This is a genomic window from Xenorhabdus innexi, assembly GCF_002632485.1.
Classification (GTDB): Bacteria; Pseudomonadota; Gammaproteobacteria; order Enterobacterales; family Enterobacteriaceae; genus Xenorhabdus; species Xenorhabdus innexi.
On record NZ_NIBU01000038.1, the window covers coordinates 1 to 17,631 of the forward strand.

The window sequence follows — 17,631 nt, forward strand, 5'->3', positions numbered from 1 at the left end:
ATTCATTGCCGAAGCCTGTGGTCTTAATGAGGGACTGGGAGTGAAAGGCCAGTGGGGAACGCTTCAATCCATGGAGACACGCATGCAGTTTCTATCAGACCCGACACATCGGATCCGATTCGTTTATACCCCCAAACACGCTTCCTGGTTAAATCAAATTGAATGTTGGTTCAGTCTGGTCTCCCGACATTTGCTCAGGCGGCTTTCCGTCAGCAGCAAAGCGATATTACGGACATGCATTTTAAAATATATCGAATATTACAACCGGGTATTAGCTAAACCTTTTAAGTGGCTTTACCGTGGGAATACAAAGTGATGTCATTAATTGCAGAATACACCACTAGCTGTGCTGATGGTCAGAACATTTATCAGAGTTTTCTCCCCAATTTTTCAGTTTAGATGTTTTCCCAATTCCGGGATTGAGACTATTGGTAGGATCATTTATCTGATAAAACTGTTTAAGCTGGGATTTGGCCTTATACAAATGGCCAACATTATGTTCAGCAGGGTATTCTGCCCCTCTCTTATTTAATATTTCCAGCATCTGCTCTTTCAGCGCCTTAATATCCGTACCTTTTTTGACAATGTAATCCTGATGAAATACATGGCACATAAAGTGTCCATAATATAGACGATAAACCAATGCTTGATTAATTTCTGGCGGCAAATGCTCAAACCACTCTTGATCATTACGCCGCAAAGCAATATCCAATGCCAGAATATCCTCCACTTCGTTACTGTGTACTGCCTGATAACGAATGGCCGCACCTGCTGCGGCAAAGCGATGTAAAAAAGCTTTAGCGCCTTCTTCTGCTGTACAGGAAAAATAATCGCCGTCAGCCTGCTTGAAATAACTATCCAGCCATTCACTGGCTTCTTTTATCCCTTCACCAGACATTTTCAGCATTAAATGATGTTCAAAACGATCCCGATAAGTTTTAAGCCGTGTTGGTAAATGTGAAGGCAGTAAGTAGCTTAGCCGCTGCATTACTCGATCTATAAAATGCGATGGTAAAAAAGGAACTTTTTCAAATATGGCATCCATCCGCCCTTTTAAACTGAAAAATGCAGGCATTTTATCTGTGCCGAGTTTATCAATCATAACGAATGTATCTTTGCCGTAAATTTCAGCAACATCAAAAATATCCCGATGCATATATTCACCGGCGATCGGTAAGTGCTTAAAATTCGATAAAATATGTCTGCGCAATGTGGTCAGAACTTCGGGCTGATTAGTACCAATATAGAATACCTGTGTGGAAGGCTCTGCCGGAAAGGTGTCTAAACGCACAGCAAAAACAACTAATTTCCCCGCACAACCGGAAGTTTCAAATAATCTGCGTTCATCAGCATTAAAACGCGATGGAGTATTTGCATCAATATCACGTACACGATGCGCATATTCATGGTCAGAAGCTACTCTCCCATTTTGTTGAATATCTTCTGCACGATAACGCTGCTCTTCCAGATTGATCAGAATATCTTCCGGAGAATCGCCCAGTGATATGCCTAAGTGATTGATGAGTTCAGCCTCACCTTTTTCATTCACCCGCCCATATAAAGCCATTTCTGTATAAGCAGGGCCGCGTTGCACTAAAGAGCCACCAGAGTTATTACAAATTCCCCCTATAACTGATGCACCAATACAGGAAGAGCCAATCACTGAATGCGGTTCGCGCCCCAGCGGTTTCAGCACTTTTTCTAAATGCCACAATGTACTGCCGGGAAAAGCAATGACTTGGTTGGCAGATTCAAGGATCTGTATCTTATCCATTCTCAATGTGCTGATGATAACAATGTCGCGATCATAATCATCGCCATTAGGAGTAGATCCTTCGGTTAACCCTGTATTCGCTGCCTGCATTAAAATAATTTTGTCTGCATCGACACATGCCTTGAAAACTTTCCATTGCTCCAACAATGAGCCGGGGCTAACAACAGCAAGAGCACCTCCCTGCCCAGAGCGAAAACCTGTGCGATAGCGTTCTGTTTTTTGTGGCTCGGTGAGAATATGAGCAGCACCTACAATGTGGGTCAGAGTTGCAATGAGTTGCCGATTTTGCGGGATATTAGCATCATTCATAATGGTTTTTTTACCTTATGCAGAGCCAGATAGGGATATAAGTGATGAAATTAATAAAGGATAAAACTTAGTCTATTATTGTGACTTTTTAATTTTTTATCCATAAAAAAACAGCACCTGTTAATGGTGCTGTTTTGTATGAATGTATGCCGTGTGTCTTATCGTGATTCACTGAATTGCGGCATCAGCTTACTGAAACCGCGAGTCAGGCAGAACATATAAAACAGACCAACAGTACCCCAAATCAGCCCCAATTCCATAGAACTGGCTTCCAGATTTGTCCACAACACACCCACTGTTCCCGCACCAAACAGAGGCAGGAGCAGGAAATTGATGGTGTCTTTCAACGTCGTGTTACGGCGTTCACGGACATAGAATTGAGCAATTACCGACAAATTCACGAAAGTAAATGCAACCAATGCGCCGAAGTTGATCAACGCTGTCGCTGTTACTAAGTCTAAAAACCCGCTTGATAATGCAACAATTCCGACCAGAATAACGTTGATTGAAGGCGTGCGCCATTTTGGATGGACATAAGCAAAAACTTTCTCTGGCAAGACACCATCACGCCCCATCACATAGAGTAACCGAGCCACACCAGCGTGTGCAGCCATACCGGAAGCCATTACGGTGACGCAGGAGAAGACCAGAATAATCGCCTGAAATAATGCTCCGGCAACAAACAGCATAATTTCCGGCTGAGATTCATCCGGGTTTTTAAACCGGGATACATCAGGGAAATAGAGCTGAAGGAAATAAGATACTGCAATAAAGATAACACCACCAATCAGTGCTGTAAGGAAAATCGCTTTGGGGATTACCTTACCCGCATTAGGGGTTTCTTCAGACAGAGAAGTAATGCCATCAAAACCAAGGAATGAGAAGCAAAGTATCGTCGCCCCCGTAATCATTGGAATTAGTTGTGCTTCTTCTGATGTAAATGGTCGGACGCTCCATAGTTCACCTGCGCCTTCGCCGTTATGTATACCGTGCATTAACAAGCCGACGAATACGACCATAACCGCAATCTGTACAACCACAATAAGACCGTTAAGATTGGCAACAACATTGATGCCACTCAGATTGAAAGCGGTCATTAATACTGCCAGACCAACCACGAAGACCCACGGATCAATACCCGGAAAAATCGCCTGAAGGTAAATTTTTGCCAGCAGGATGTTGATCATCGGCATAAGCAGATAATCCAACAAAGATGACCAACCTACCATAAACCCAAGATGGGGATTCATTGATTTTTGTACGTATGTGTAGGCGGAACCTGCTGATGGGAATCTTTTGACCAGTTTCCCGTAGCTCAAAGCTGTAAATAAAATCGCAATCAACGCAATGGCATAAGATGTTGCAACATGCCCATCCGTCAATTTAGAAACAATACCGAAGGTGTCAAAAATAGTCATCGGCTGCATATAAGCAAGGCCCATCATGACTACCTGAAATAAGGTCAGTGTTCTTCTCAGTTGAACACGATTGCTGGTACTTGCCTGAACAGTACCCAGAGTGACTGTAGGATTATGCGACATGGGCGAAACCTCCCATAACTTCGATCTGGGCATCACTACAACTACTTAATCGATAGTTACTGGGGAGACTTCGCATCTGTCTATAGAAAACAGAAAAGAAAGAAGAGTTGGAAGGTAATGAACTGACAGAGGACCATGCCCCATAGTCATCGTTGCAGCAGCGAGCGCCGATTGGCACAAGTGCAAAAGCGAATAATTGCTCCATATTTGCGTTCCTCAGTACAGCAGCCTTTTCAATAATCGCTGCTTATGGTCAGTATCGATCCGGAAAATATCCGGCCTCTCGGTATTGTAAAAAATAATTCAATGCAAAAAAAATAACTGATGCATAATTAAGCATCAGTTATTTTTAGTGGACGGCATTTTGCACTTCAAGTTCAGAAATAGCAAGACCCAACACACTAAAAATGCATTATTTTTTACAATACTAAAGAGCCTACAGAAACCACTTCTTAGCAAAAGAATTCGTGAAGATAATGCTTGTCTATTCTCTGGTAGACATTGGATAAACTTGTAGCATAAAAGTAAATTATTGGCTATTTAATTATGAACAGTATGAAATGAAAAATCTGCTCTTAATCATAATTCTGATAAAGAGCAGATTTAATATTTATTTAAATGCTAATTGTAATGAATTTAATTAATAAAAAACGAAATATTAATTAAAAGTCATAATTAATGCCGACTTGGTAACGGCGACCGTCGAGGGTTGCACCGTGGTTTTCATTAGTCACTTGTTTATCAAAGACATTATAAACACCGCCTAATACACGCAAGTTCTTCATTATGCTATAAGTCACACCCATATCAGCAAAAGCGTATGAAGGTGTGCCGCTTCGCATTCCTGAACGATACTGATAGTTTTTTGTTTTTCCACGGAAATTAACACGTGCCCATGTTCCCATTTCAGGCAGTGCCTGCCAATTCAAGGTAGCGTTCGCCATATGGGTTGGCATTTTGTTCAGCGGCTGCCCCTTAAACTTTCCACTCTTCTGCTTTGAATGGGAAAAAGTATAGTTAGCGGCTAATGACAGGTTTTCTACAATATCCCAGTTCATGGTAGCTTCTATACCACGCAGATTGGCTTTATCAACGTTCATTCTTTTATTAACAAAATCATAATTACCTCTACCAACGGACGAACATGATGGAAGTGATTCGTTTTCTTCACTGCAAAAATTAAATTCAGTGATTTTATCTTTGAAGTCAGTATTAAAAACTGTTAAGCCGAGATTAAGGTTTTCCTGATTATTCCAGAGAACACTAATTTCTTCATTGACACTTTTTTCTGGTTTGAGGTCCGGGTTACTTTCAATCACTCCGTTGCTGTACCCACCTCCCGTTCCGTGCAGCCAGTTCGGTGCAACCTGTCGTAATTCAGGAGAACGATAACCGGTTGTGACACCACCTTTAATTGTCCATTGCTCATCCGCACGCCAGACTGCGTATAAACGAGGAGTCACATGGTTGCCAAAAAGCTGATCTTTATCCAGACGAGCACCTCCTGTCAGAGTGAAATCATTCGTGATTTGCCACTCATCCTCAACAAACAGCGCCCAGCTCCAGCGAGTAATCTTATTTACCCCTTTTGCGGCCATCGTCTCATTTTCACGATCACTCAGGTCTTCGTAACGATATTGCCCACCGATACTTAATGTATTATCACCCAAATTAAATGTAGTCTGGTTGCTAAACATCGTATCCGCGAATTTCATCTCACGTTCAGGGTTATTTGATTCATCCCGCTGAATATAGGATGTCATTGTCCCAAAGTCATAAACCCCATTATGGGTTATCGAATAATTATTACGCGTATAACGGCTGGTATCATCTTTGCAAACGCCTTTTCTACAAGTGCGAGTCTTACCGATTGTTGAATCACGATCTTGCTCATAACGACCAGCTTCAAGCTCAACGCTATTTTGCTCATCTGGTGTTAAAGATAAAGATGCAGAACCATTACGCATCTCTTGTTCTTTATATCCACCAACAAATTTATCTTCATTACGGTGAGAAAACAGACCTGTGGCCTTTAATCCCAGCAAGCCATCAATTAATGGCCCAGCTACATACGCACTGGTTTGGTAACTATTACCGGATTTTTTACGTTCGGTCAGGGTCGTATCTGCACGTAGGCTACCATTCCAGTTTTTATGGACTTTACGAGTGATAATATTGATCACACCACCCATTGCATCAGATCCATAAAGGGAAGACATTGGCCCACGAACCACTTCAACACGCTCAATTGATGCTAAGGGTGGCAACCAGCCTTGTTCAATCCCCGAGCCATCACTGTTTGGTCGGGTACTGCGAGTATCAACACGCTTACCATCAATCAGAATCATCGTGTACTTTGATGACATACCACGAATACTGATATCACTACCGCTACCACCACCTGTAACCATAACCCCCGGCACATCTTTCAGCGCATCGGTCACATCACGGTAGGCTTTCGTTTCCAACTGTTCACGGCTGACCACTGAAATAGAGGCAGGCGCATCTTCAATTTTTTGTTGGAAACCTGAAGCGGTAGTAACAATAATTTTATCTTCGCCATTACTCGCTGCATTAGCAGTCAGAACAGCAGTGGATGAAATAGCAGTAATAATACCTAAGACGACTTTTTTCTTTGCGAAAACAACCATTCCCGATTCTCCAAAAGGTAGAATAGAATTAATTAATCTGGATAATCGACATAAACTCAATGTGCAGGGATAATAATTTATCCCTACCAGTGTTATTTTTATTTACTCAACAGTTTTAATAAAACAGTTTATGCTTTTTATTATTTTAGCTGGCCAAATCCGTTACAAGACCATCAATTAATACTTGAGGCACTCCCTGCGAACAGCGTTCAATTCGTCCTTTTACGCCATATACCTGAGCCAGACTATCAGACGTAATAACCTGCTCTGGTAATCCCTCAGAAATTAATTCACCTTCTTTTAACATTAATATATGGTCGCCATGACGCAACGCAATATTAATATCGTGTACAACAACGACAGTAATAATGTTACGCCGACGTGTTTCTCGCGCAACCAAATCCATCACGTGATACTGGTAATTTAAATCCAGCGCACTTAATGGTTCATCTAATAATAATAGTGCTGGTTTTCGGATTAGCGATTGTGCTAAACCAACCAATTGTTTTTGCCCACCGGATAATTGATCTAAATAGCTTAAAGCTAAATGTTCAATACCAAGCTGACGTAACAGCTCCATGACTTCCTGTTCACATTGGTCACCACTGACTCCGCCAGATGCCCGTTGAGCAACGATAACAGACTCCAACACATGCAGATGGACTCCCGCAGGTAATGACTGAGGCAAATAAACAACGTTCTGTGCGCGCTGGGCAAAACTCATCTGCATCAAATCCTGCCCATCCAGCAGTAAAGCACCATCAGCTTTATTTAAACCAGCCAGTGAGCGCAGTAATGTTGATTTACCGCTGCCATTAGGCCCGAGTAATACAGTGATTTTCCCGCGTGGTAATGGAGTTACATCAAGATTTTCAATAACAGGATGCTTAGTGTAACCGGCAGTGAACCGGCTTATTTTTAACCCCTGACTCATACACTCCCCCTATGGCGCAAGACAATGCTCAGGAAGAAGGGTACTCCCACCAAAGATGTCACAATTCCGACAGGAATGATGACTCCGGGGATTAAATTCTTGGATGCAATCGATGCCATTGATAATACCAACGCCCCAATTAACGCACTTGCCGGTAAATAGAAGCGATGATCTTCACCAAACATGAGTCTGGCAATATGGGGAGCAATCAGACCAATAAAAGCAATCGGCCCGACAAATGCCACTGCTAATGCGGTCAGGATACTGATACGTAACAATGTTTCCAGACGAAGGCGACGGATATTAATACCAAAACTGATCGCCCGATCTTCACCTAAACGTAACGCAGTCAGTTTCCAGGAGTTCATCATCGATATAGGCATAAGGAGCAGGAACACCAGTAACATAATGCCCAGTTTTAACCATGTTGCTTTTGAAAGGCTGCCCATTGTCCAGAAAACCAGCCCCTGCAAGGTATCTTCCGTTGCAATAAACTGCATCATAGAAACCAGTGCATTGAAGGTGAAAACCATAGCAATGCCAAAAAGCACCACGCCAGAGGTGGCAACTTTTGTCCAGCGTGTAATACCATCAAGCATCAGGGCTGCTAACAAAGCAAAAAGAAATGCATTTGCAGAAATAAGCCACTGATCAGGTATACCCGGAATACCAATGCCCAGTACGATTGCCAATGCCGCACCAAAAGAGGCGGCATGAGAAACACCCAAAGTAAACGGGCTGGCCAGCGGGTTATTCAGAATAGTCTGCATTTCTGCCCCCGCCAGACCCAATGATAAGCCAACCACTACCGCCATCAAGGCATAAGGTAATCGGATATCCCAGACAATTACCCGGGTTCCTGCATCCATGCTCTCCGGTGAAACCAGAGTCTGCCAGAGAGCAGATAAAGATAACCCTGATGGGCCCATTGTAAAATCTAATACTAAAGAGGCGCCAATCACCAAAATTAGCAACAACATCCATGCAATACGTCGATGTAGAATATGACGATAACGTGTTTTGATATCATATTCACTCTGTTGTTTCACCATTGGCATAGGCTCGGTAGTGACACTCATTTTTATTACCTGTTAATACTCTTCATCTTTCAGGCAGCCTTTTTGTTGGCTGCCTGAAATTCATTAGGTATGCTTATTTCTCACTGACCCAATATGTGCCTGCTGGTTCAATAGCCAAGAATTTAGTGTGAAGCTCTTTTAATGTCTGCTGTGGGTCTAAATCAGCAAATTGTTCCGGATAAAACCATTTAGCGAAAACTTGTGTTACTACAACGTTATAAGGTGAGTTGTAGTAATGGTGCCAGATAGCATGGGTACGGCCCTCTTTCACCGCTGTCAGGGTATTAATTCCTCTGCGTTCAGTCATCGCTTTCAAACCTGCGAGGGCTGTTTCTGGAGAAGTCTGAGCACCCATCTGGATACCTTCACCTTTCTCACCGGGATCTTGTGCACCACTGGCAATGTAGATATAAGGATCAGCCGCGATCACTTTTTCCAGATTCATGGTACCCAATGGTACTGGCAAAACTTCTTTAGCAATGTTTTTACCGCCCGCAAGGTCAATGAAATTACCCATGTTGCCATTGCCCGCTGTGCCACAACAATCTTCGATAGAGCCTGCTTTCAGCTCAATAAAGACTGAAGGTTTCTGCTCTGCCGGAATGCGGCTGGTAATATCCGTTACCAGTTTCTGATTTTTTTCATAAAAGTCAGCATAAGCGTTAGCCTGTTCTTCACGGTGCAGTACTTTACCCAGCATACGAATGCTCGGCAGAGTGTTTTTCAGTGGATCATTACGGAAATCAACAAAAACAACAGGAACACCTGCTTTTTCTAATTGCTTAACCAGTTCACTGTTTTTACCCGGGCCATGACCGGATAAACCAAAAATAGCCACATCAGGATTCAGTGTCAGCACTTTTTCAGAACTGACTGTATCAGCAGTGGTGTTACCGATGAGGGGAATATTGTCAATTTCAGGGAATTTTGCTTTGTAGATTGAGTAGGTTTGTGGGTCAAGCTTGCGGAAATCACCCTGCCAACCCGCGATGCGAGCCAGAGGTTTATCCCCTTCTAACACTGCGATTGAATGAAATAAACGACCTTCACCCAACAAGATACGATTAACCTTTGCAGGCACTTCTACAGTACGTCCAGCAACATCCGTGACTGTTTCAGCCCATGCAAAACTGGTCATCACCGCAGAACCCGCCAATAGGCTGATACTCGCGCCTTTCACGACTGTATGAAATCCAAACTTCACTTTAGTTAGCCTCTTCAAGCAATAATTTTGCCGTTAACAATAAAGCAAATAAGAATACTTATCAATACGATTGATTCGGTATATCCGAAATTTAATCACGATAATTTTGCTTTAACTCTATGAAAAATAAAAACTGCCGATTCCATCACAGAACAGGCAGTTTCTTGTAAAACAAAAACAATAATGTATTAATTAATAAATATCATTTTATCAAATTATTCTTAACATCCTATTCATGGTAGGTATGCTTCGGTGCCGGAAAATTCATCTCATTGTATTTGACGAAACGTGTTTTATTTTTCAATTTATAGCCAAACCAAATGATTAAGAACAGCGGAATACCAATATAAGTCGCCGTAACACCATACCAGTCTATCGTATCCTGCAAAAATGCCTGATAGTTCTGACCAAGAGTGATCAACAGACACAGCGCAAATGCAAAAATCGGCCCGACGGGGAAAAACCCGGAGATATATGGCAGCTCATTGATATTACGTCCCTGAGCAACATACCCCTTACGGAAACGATAATGGCTTATAGCGATACCAAGCCATGCAATAAACCCGGTCATACCTGAGGTATTCAACAACCAGAGATATACCGTCTGGTTACCGAACATCGAGCTGAGAAAACATAGCCCAGCCACCACAGTTGTGGCATAGAGCGCATTACGCGGAACGCCGCCTTTTGACAGATGGCCAAAAATCTTAGGTGCCTTCCCTTCCCGTGCCAATGTAAATAGCATACGGGTAGAGGCATACATGCCTGAGTTTCCGGCAGAAAGTACAGCGGTCAAGATCACTGCGTTCATCACCGCAGCGGCTGACAGCAGACCTGCATTTTCAAATACCAGCGTGAAAGGGCTGACGCTGATATCCTTCACACCATTACGTAGCAGGCTGGGATCAGTATAAGGAATGATCAGGCTAATGATTAAAATAGCAAATACATAAAATAATAAGATACGCCAGAATACTTTACGCACAGCACGGGGAATATTTTTTGCAGGGTCTTTGGATTCTCCGGCGGTAATCCCAATCAGTTCAGTCCCCTGAAATGAGAAACCGACAATCATTGCGACCCCAATCATTGCGGCAAACCCACCAGCGAATGGAGCATCACCAATAGCCCAGTTATGCCACCCTGCCCCTTCTGCACCTTTCATAATGCCGACGATCATCAAAATTCCGACGATAATAAAAACAATAACCGTAGAGACTTTGATTAAAGAAAACCAATATTCGGCCTCGCCGAAACTTTTAACTGATATGAAATTCAGCAGAAAAATCAGGCTGAGGAACAAAGCACTCCATATCCATCCCGGAACATCAGGAAGCCAGTATCCCATGACCAACTGAGCAGCAACAAGGTCAACCGCGATCGTAACAGCCCAGTTATACCAGTAGTTCCAGCCTAATGCGAAACCAAAACCTTCATCAACATACTTGGAGCCATAAGTAGAAAATGACCCTGAAACCGGCATGTAAGCAGCTAATTCGCCCAGACTGGTCATCAGGAAATAGACCATCAGGCCGATCAGCGCATATGAAAGCAGCGCTCCACCGGGGCCAGCCTGTGAAATTGTTGCTCCGGAAGCAACAAATAACCCCGTACCAATTGAACCGCCAATGGCTATCATCGCCATATGTCGTGCTTTTAGCTCACGGCGCAGATTTTGGGGAGCCTGCTCCTGTGGCATGCTTTGTTCTTGAGACATTCTATTCCTATATCATCGAGAATAATTTCTAATGCGGAATTGTAACAAATCCTCGTCTCCAGAATAGCGGCGATTGGCGGTTATAAGATACCTTCATAATCTGCCGCTAATTATAAGCTACACGATTATAGATATATTAATTCTTTAATTTCATGGTATTGAGTTAAGACTACTGACAGTAGCTTAATAATTTTTGTAACGCATTAGACATATGTTTCTGTCGGTGATAGATCAGGTAAAGCGTACGGTAAAGATGCAGACCGGGTATCACCAATTCAACCAGTGTACCGTTTTTCAGTTGTTCCCTGACAACCCGGCGTGACAGGCAACTGATCCCCATACCATACTGAACTGCATGCTTAATTGCTTCCGAGTTCCCCAATTCCATTGCAATATTGAATCTGGGCATTTGTGAAAAAAGAATATGATCAAGTACTTCCCGTGTTCCTGAGCCTTTTTCCCTCAATATCCAGGGAGCTTTGATTAAATCTTCTAAAACCAGATTTGATCGCACAAGCGGGCTTTCTGGTGCAGCAAAAACAATCAGTTCATCCTTCAGCCATGGCTGGGTAATTAAATCCGGGTTATGGCATAAGCCTTCAATAAATGCCAAATCAACCCGGAATTCTGCAACCGATTTGATGACATCTTCAGTATTGCTGATATGTAATTCCAGCGGCGTATCAGGGTAGTCCTTACGATATTTCGCCAGCATTTCAGGCAACATATAATTACCAATTGTGCTACTGGCAGCCAGCCGCAGCGCTCCCATTTCCAATTTAAAAAGCTGTTCCACTTCTCCAGTCTGCTCAAGCAACGCTAGGGCTTTTGGGTAGAGTAAGCGACCATGTTCATTAGTAACCAGTCGTTTTCCCACCCTGTCAAAAAGCTGTACTCCCAATTGACCTTCAAGATCTGTCAGTGAAGCACTCACCGCAGATTGTGATAAAGATAATTGTTGAGAAGCCTGTGTCGTTGAACCACTTTTCAGCACTTCTGCAAAAATCTCCAGCTGTCTCAGAGTGATACGCATATGGCCTCGCGGGAAACATAAAAGTAAAATGGAATGATAAGATAACCTTGATTTTAGACACTATTACGCAACTTAACAAAAGTCATACTCTATGAATCTGTTTTGATGGTTAATCATATTAATACAATCAATTTTTACGATTAAATTATTTGCTATATGCTTATTCATAAAACATATAAACAATATGAGCGGCAACTATGTCCAAAAGTAAAACAGTGTCTGAGAATCAACTTAATAAAACGGACACTATTCACCGTCATCCTGTACTGCAACTCTGTTCAGGGCTGATGTTAACTGCAATACTGACTACCACCGCCACTTATTTAAGCCAGCAGCCTTTGTTCATCCATATGGGGCTTAGTGTCCTGACTATCTCGATTCTACTGGGAATTATTATTGGGAACACGCTATACCCTTCATTAAAACCAATCTGTTCCAGTGGTATTAACTTTACTAAACACTATTTGTTGAGAGCCGGTATCATTCTTTATGGTTTTCGACTGACCTTCCAGCAGATCTGTGATGTTGGTATAGCAGGCATACTGATTGATACCATTATGCTTTCTTCCACTTTTTTTATAGCGTTATGGCTCGGACGTGTTTTTTTCAAAATAGATAGGCAGACAGTCATGTTAATCGGAGCAGGCAGTAGTATTTGTGGTGCTGCCGCCATCATGGCAACTGAGCCTGTCGTTAAAGCTTCTTCCGACAAAGTCGCTGTTGCCATTTCTACCGTTGTAATATTCGGCACCCTTGCCACCTTTATCTATCCTTGGTTTTACCAACTCAACACCCATTACCAATGGTTTCCTTTCTCTCAACAAGAGTTTGGCCTATTTTCCGGTTCAACCATTCATGAAGTTGCCCAAGTTGTTGCTGTTGGTCATACGCAGGGAAATGCAGCCGAAGACACTGCTGTTATCAGCAAAATGATCCGTGTCATGATGCTGGCGCCCTTTTTATTACTGCTTTCTGGTTATCTTAGCCGGGTGGAAAGCAAAAACTGTGTTAATGATCATGGAAAATCGCCAATTACCATTCCATGGTTTGCCATCTTTTTTATTGTTATGGCAGCTTTCAACTCTTTCCATTTATTACCCGAATCCATTGTCAGCTATATCATAGCCATTGATACTGTTCTGCTGGCAATGGCTATGGCTGCTTTAGGGTTAACAACCCATATCAGTGCTATTCGTCAGGCCGGAACCAAGCCTATTTTGTTAGCCTTCTTTCTGTTTATCTGGTTGATGGTAGGTGGATTAATCATCAATAAAAGCGTTCATTATTTACTGAGCTGAAATTTTTGCCTGAAAAAGCGATGTTACTTTTCAGATTACTACCTGACCGGCAGTGCCCAACTTTACAGAATTTCATTAACACCAAGAACAATGCATAATTAATGAAACAGAACAGGAGAAAAATATGAAATTTGTTGGAGCACATGTGAGCGCTGCGGGTGGAGTGGATCAGGCTGTGATTCGAGCCCATGAATTAAAAGCAACCGCTTTTGCCCTATTCACAAAAAATCAGCGTCAATGGAATGCCCCTCCTCTGTCAACAGAACTCATTGATAAATTTAAGGCTGGCTGTGAACGTTACGGTTACGGGAGCGGCCAAATCCTCCCCCACGATAGTTACCTGATTAACCTGGGGCATCCGGAACCTGAAGGGCTGGAAAAATCCCGTGCCGCATTCCTTGATGAAATGCAGCGTTGTGAACTATTAGGTATTGATTTGCTTAATTTCCATCCCGGAAGCCATCTGAAAAAAATTAATATTGATCACTGCCTTGCCCGCATCGCTGAGTCTATCAATATTGTGTTAGATCAGACTCAGGGAGTCACAGCAGTGATTGAAAACACCGCCGGACAAGGCACCAACCTTGGCTTTAAATTTGAACAACTGGCAGCCATTATCGAGGGTGTTGAAGATAAAAGCCGCGTCGGTGTTTGTATTGATACCTGCCACGCTTTTGCAGCCGGTTATGACTTACGTACTGAGCAAGACTGTGATGCTACATTCAAAGCATTCGACGAAATTGTTGGTTTCAAATATCTGCGAGCCATGCACCTTAACGATGCCAAAAGCGAATTTTCCAGCCGTGTTGACCGACATCACAGTCTTGGTGAAGGCAATATAGGAAAAACACCATTCAGCTATATCATGAAGGATGATCGTTTCAACGGTATTCCTTTGATACTTGAAACGATCAATCCGGACATCTGGGATCAGGAAATTGCCTGGCTGAAGTCACAGCAAAATTAATTACCTGACGGGTATCAATTCGATCTTAGACATCATTGATGCCAGTTCAGTACGACTTCTGATCCCTACATTAGGCTGGCTAACCGTCAGTGCAGAGACTGCGGTAGCCAGACGCAATGTATGTTCACTGGATTCACGCATCAGTAAACCATAAACCAACCCGCCAACCATAGAATCCCCGGCACCAACAGTACTGATGACTTCACAATAAGGGGGTTTTGCCAGCCATGCGCCAGAAGCATTAACCCATAATGCCCCTTGCTCACCCAGTGAAATGACAACATGCGCGATCCCTTTCTGACGTAACTCATGAGCCGCATCAATAACGCTACTTAAATCCGGTAGTGGTTTACCCGCCCAGATTTCTAATTCATCACGATTCGGCTTTACCAGCCAAGGTGTTGCTTTAAGACCAGCGACAAAGGCTTCCCGACTACTGTCAAAAATAATACAGGGGCAACATTGCTGTAACTGCTTCATCCAATCCGTAAATGATTCAGGTGAAACCCCGTCAGGCAAGCTGCCACTAACCACAACCATATCAAACTGTCCCAGCCATGAGAGGGAATCAATAATGAACTGATCCCATTCCTTTTCTGTCACATGAAAACCTGAGAAATTAAAATCGGTCACATCACCATATTTTTCTGTCAGTTTCACATTGATGCGTGTTCTGCCAGAAACTAAATGGAAGCGATTGATCATTTTATTTTCATCAAAAAAATGCTGAAAGCCTTCCTGATTTTCTTTTCCCAGAAAACCGCTGACAGTGACATCAATGCCCAAATCACGTAGCACCTTCGCAACATTATTGCCTTTCCCGGCAGCATGCAGCCCTGCTGTGCGTACTCGATTCACGGTTCCTTTAACAATATCTGGACACAGGCCAACTAAATCATAAGCTGGATTTAAGGTTATTGTGGCAACTCGACGGCTCATCTTGCCCAGTATCTCCTGAATAAATCATCATAATTTACATTAAAATTCTTCTATTATTTATAACATCAAAATTGAATCGTTTCAGTTAAATTTATTATCAAATTGATCATTGTCTTATTCCAGTCCAAAAGTAAAAATACCGGCAACCGAAAATTTGTTATCCGATGAAGAACAAAGCCCCTCAATTAATTTAACGCTCTCTTTCTAAGGGAGAAACTTTACGAACAAAGGAATATTTCAATGTCAGTTGTTGTCGGAGTTGGTGTCATTATCGTTAATGACCAAGGTGAAATTTTACTGGGAAAGCGGGCAGGTAAACATGCCCCGTACTGGTCAATATTTGGTGGGCATGTTGATCCCGGTGAGACTTTTGAAGAATGTGCTATTCGTGAGATTAAGGAAGAAATTGGCTTAACCATCAAAAACCCACAGGTTTATGGGATCTGCAATAACATCCAAACCTATCGCGAAGAAGGAAAACATACTGTTTCCGTTTGCTTGCTGGCTCACCATCCCGGAGGGGAACCACGTTTAATGGAACCAGAAAAATGTGAGCAGCTTATCTGGTGTGACCCTGCTAATCTTCCGGAGCCTCATTTTGAAGCCAGCCGGAGCGCAATTAAGCTCTGGCAGGAGACAAAATTCTATTTACCTGCCTGATATATTGGATACAGCTAATTTCGACAAAACTCTGTGTATCCAGAAACAGACAAAAGCCAGTTACATATCTCCTTGATTAATTGTTTACACATGTTCTTTATTAATGTATCGTCGCGCTAGTACAAAGGTAACACATATTCATCAGGAGCTTATATGACCACTGAGGTAACGCAAAATTTTAAACGCCCCTCTATATTAGGCGGGGCAATGATCATTGCCGGTACTGCTGTTGGTGCCGGTATGTTTTCCATTCCCATCGTCACGTCCGGTGTATGGTTTACAGGATCAATAATTTTGCTGGTATACACTTGGGTCTGTATCTATTTCTCAAGTCTGATGATTTTAGAAGCCAATATGAATTATCCCTGCGGTGCCAGCTTTCATACCATCACTAAAGATTTGCTGGGCAGAGGCTGGAATATCCTCACTGGGTTATCGATTACCTTTGTTTTATATATTCTGACTTATGCTTATATCTCAGCTGGCGGCTCGATTATTTTTCGTAATATCAATAGCGTTATTCCTCTGCCACAAGCCGGAGCCGGCCTGATTTTCTCCTTTATTGTTGCTTTCATTGTCTGGTTATCAACCAAAGCCGTTGATCGCCTGAGCACAATTTTAATCGGCGGTATGGTTATCACGTTTATCATGTCAGTGGGAGGGATGTTTACTGAAGTCAAACCCGCTATATTGTTTGACCATACGAGTACCGAAACCAGTTATCTACCTTATGCTTTAATGGCACTGCCCTATCTGCTGACTTCATTTGGTTATCATGGCAACGTTCCGGGGTTGGTAAAATATTATAATAAAGATGTCAAAGCCATAACCCGTAGCCTGCTCTGTGGCTCGCTGATCGCGCTGACCATCTACATTTTGTGGCAGTTCGCCATTCAGGGGAATATTCCTCGTGAAGCATTCAAACAGATCATTGCTGATGGGGGTAATGTCAGTGATTTGCTGAACCAAATGGATAGTGTGTCTGACAACAAAACAATAAGCCAGCTATTAAATGCCTTTTCATATATGGCGTTATCCAGTTCATTTCTGGGTGTCTCTCTTGGATTATTTGACTATCTGGCCGATTTTTTCGGATTTGATGACAGCCATACAGGGCGTTTAAAAACAGCGTTGATAACGTTTATCCCGCCTACTATTCTGGCATTACTCTTTCCGAATGGTTTCCTGTACGCAATTGGGTTTGCAGGGCTGGCAGCAACTATCTGGGCAGTTATCGTTCCGGCACTTATGGCTCGAGCCAGCCGTCGGCGTTATTCACAAGCCAGTTATCGTGCACCCGGTGGCAATGTTCTGATAATTTTGATTATCCTGTTTGGTCTGATTAATGCTGTAGTACACATTATGTCTTTATTTGATCTATTACCAGCCTATCGTTGATCCTTATCAAACTCCCCTGCCCCGATAAACATACCGGGGCATTCATTTCTTGCCTAATTGCCTGACTGCGAGTAATTTTGTCGCCAATTTACTACTCATTCCACTATATCCACTGCTTTACGGAAGG

14 protein-coding genes are annotated in these 17,631 nt (G+C 42.7%); 5 read left to right on the forward strand and 9 right to left on the reverse strand.

Going from position 1 to position 17,631, the window contains the following annotated elements:
* The coding region (locus Xinn_RS23460) for a transposase (RefSeq protein ID WP_211285986.1) at nucleotides 1-316 on the forward strand (316 nt) is incomplete at its 5' end.
* 24 nt (nucleotides 317-340) lie between these two features.
* Here the strand turns inward: Xinn_RS23460 and dld are convergent.
* The 8 genes from dld to yieE all read right to left on the reverse strand — a co-directional run bounded on the left by dld (nucleotide 341) and on the right by yieE (nucleotide 12,242).
* A complete protein-coding gene (dld, locus tag Xinn_RS13810; RefSeq protein ID WP_086953604.1) occupies nucleotides 341-2,083 on the reverse strand; it encodes a D-lactate dehydrogenase in 1,743 nt (580 codons plus the stop codon).
* Between the two features lie 158 nt (nucleotides 2,084-2,241).
* A complete protein-coding gene (locus Xinn_RS13815; RefSeq protein WP_086953603.1) occupies nucleotides 2,242-3,624 on the reverse strand; it encodes an APC family permease in 1,383 nt (460 codons plus the stop codon).
* Between the two features lie 662 nt (nucleotides 3,625-4,286).
* Nucleotides 4,287-6,275 (reverse strand): ligand-gated channel protein, encoded by a 1,989-nt coding sequence (locus Xinn_RS13825; RefSeq protein WP_086953601.1) that lies wholly within the window; start codon nucleotides 6,273-6,275, stop codon nucleotides 4,287-4,289.
* Between the two features lie 145 nt (nucleotides 6,276-6,420).
* Nucleotides 6,421-7,209 (reverse strand): ABC transporter ATP-binding protein, encoded by a 789-nt coding sequence (locus Xinn_RS13830; protein ID WP_086953600.1) that lies wholly within the window; start codon nucleotides 7,207-7,209, stop codon nucleotides 6,421-6,423.
* A complete protein-coding gene (locus Xinn_RS13835) occupies nucleotides 7,206-8,288 on the reverse strand; it encodes a FecCD family ABC transporter permease (protein WP_086953599.1) in 1,083 nt (360 codons plus the stop codon). The genes Xinn_RS13830 and Xinn_RS13835 overlap by 4 nt, the downstream gene beginning before the upstream one ends.
* A gap of 73 nt (nucleotides 8,289-8,361) precedes the next feature.
* Nucleotides 8,362-9,492 carry an ABC transporter substrate-binding protein gene (locus tag Xinn_RS13840; RefSeq protein ID WP_086953598.1) on the reverse strand — a complete coding sequence of 377 codons (1,131 nt, stop codon included), beginning with the start codon at nucleotides 9,490-9,492 and terminating at the stop codon, nucleotides 8,362-8,364.
* A gap of 229 nt (nucleotides 9,493-9,721) precedes the next feature.
* Complete coding sequence (locus tag Xinn_RS13845; RefSeq protein WP_086953597.1) at nucleotides 9,722-11,209, reverse strand: amino acid permease; 1,488 nt, start codon at nucleotides 11,207-11,209, stop codon at nucleotides 9,722-9,724.
* A 169-nt stretch (nucleotides 11,210-11,378) separates the two neighbouring features.
* Entirely contained in the window at nucleotides 11,379-12,242 is an 864-nt protein-coding gene (gene yieE, locus Xinn_RS13850) for a DNA-binding transcriptional regulator YeiE (RefSeq protein WP_086953596.1), read from the reverse strand.
* A 197-nt stretch (nucleotides 12,243-12,439) separates the two neighbouring features.
* Between yieE and Xinn_RS13855 the strand changes: the two genes are divergently transcribed.
* Both Xinn_RS13855 and nfo read left to right on the forward strand, forming a co-directional pair.
* Nucleotides 12,440-13,540, forward strand: coding sequence for a YeiH family protein (locus Xinn_RS13855; protein WP_086953595.1), 1,101 nt, complete (start codon nucleotides 12,440-12,442; stop codon nucleotides 13,538-13,540).
* A gap of 124 nt (nucleotides 13,541-13,664) precedes the next feature.
* Entirely contained in the window at nucleotides 13,665-14,507 is an 843-nt protein-coding gene (gene nfo, locus Xinn_RS13860; RefSeq protein WP_086953594.1) for a deoxyribonuclease IV, read from the forward strand.
* Here nfo and fruK read toward each other — a convergent pair whose 3' ends face one another.
* Nucleotides 14,508-15,446: a 1-phosphofructokinase gene (fruK, locus tag Xinn_RS13865; protein ID WP_086953593.1), complete on the reverse strand. Its 939-nt coding sequence runs from the start codon at nucleotides 15,444-15,446 to the stop codon at nucleotides 14,508-14,510. It lies immediately after the preceding gene.
* A gap of 240 nt (nucleotides 15,447-15,686) precedes the next feature.
* On the opposite strand from fruK, the gene Xinn_RS13870 reads away from it, so the two are divergent.
* On the forward strand, nucleotides 15,687-16,106 hold the full coding sequence (locus Xinn_RS13870) for a nucleotide triphosphate diphosphatase NUDT15 (RefSeq protein WP_086953592.1): 420 nt from the start codon (nucleotides 15,687-15,689) through the stop codon (nucleotides 16,104-16,106).
* A 153-nt stretch (nucleotides 16,107-16,259) separates the two neighbouring features.
* The gene (gene mtr / locus Xinn_RS13875) at nucleotides 16,260-17,504 is read left to right on the forward strand and encodes a tryptophan permease (RefSeq protein ID WP_086953591.1); all 1,245 of its coding nucleotides are present in this window, start codon (nucleotides 16,260-16,262) and stop codon (nucleotides 17,502-17,504) included.
* The last annotated feature ends 127 nt before the right edge of the window (nucleotides 17,505-17,631 follow it).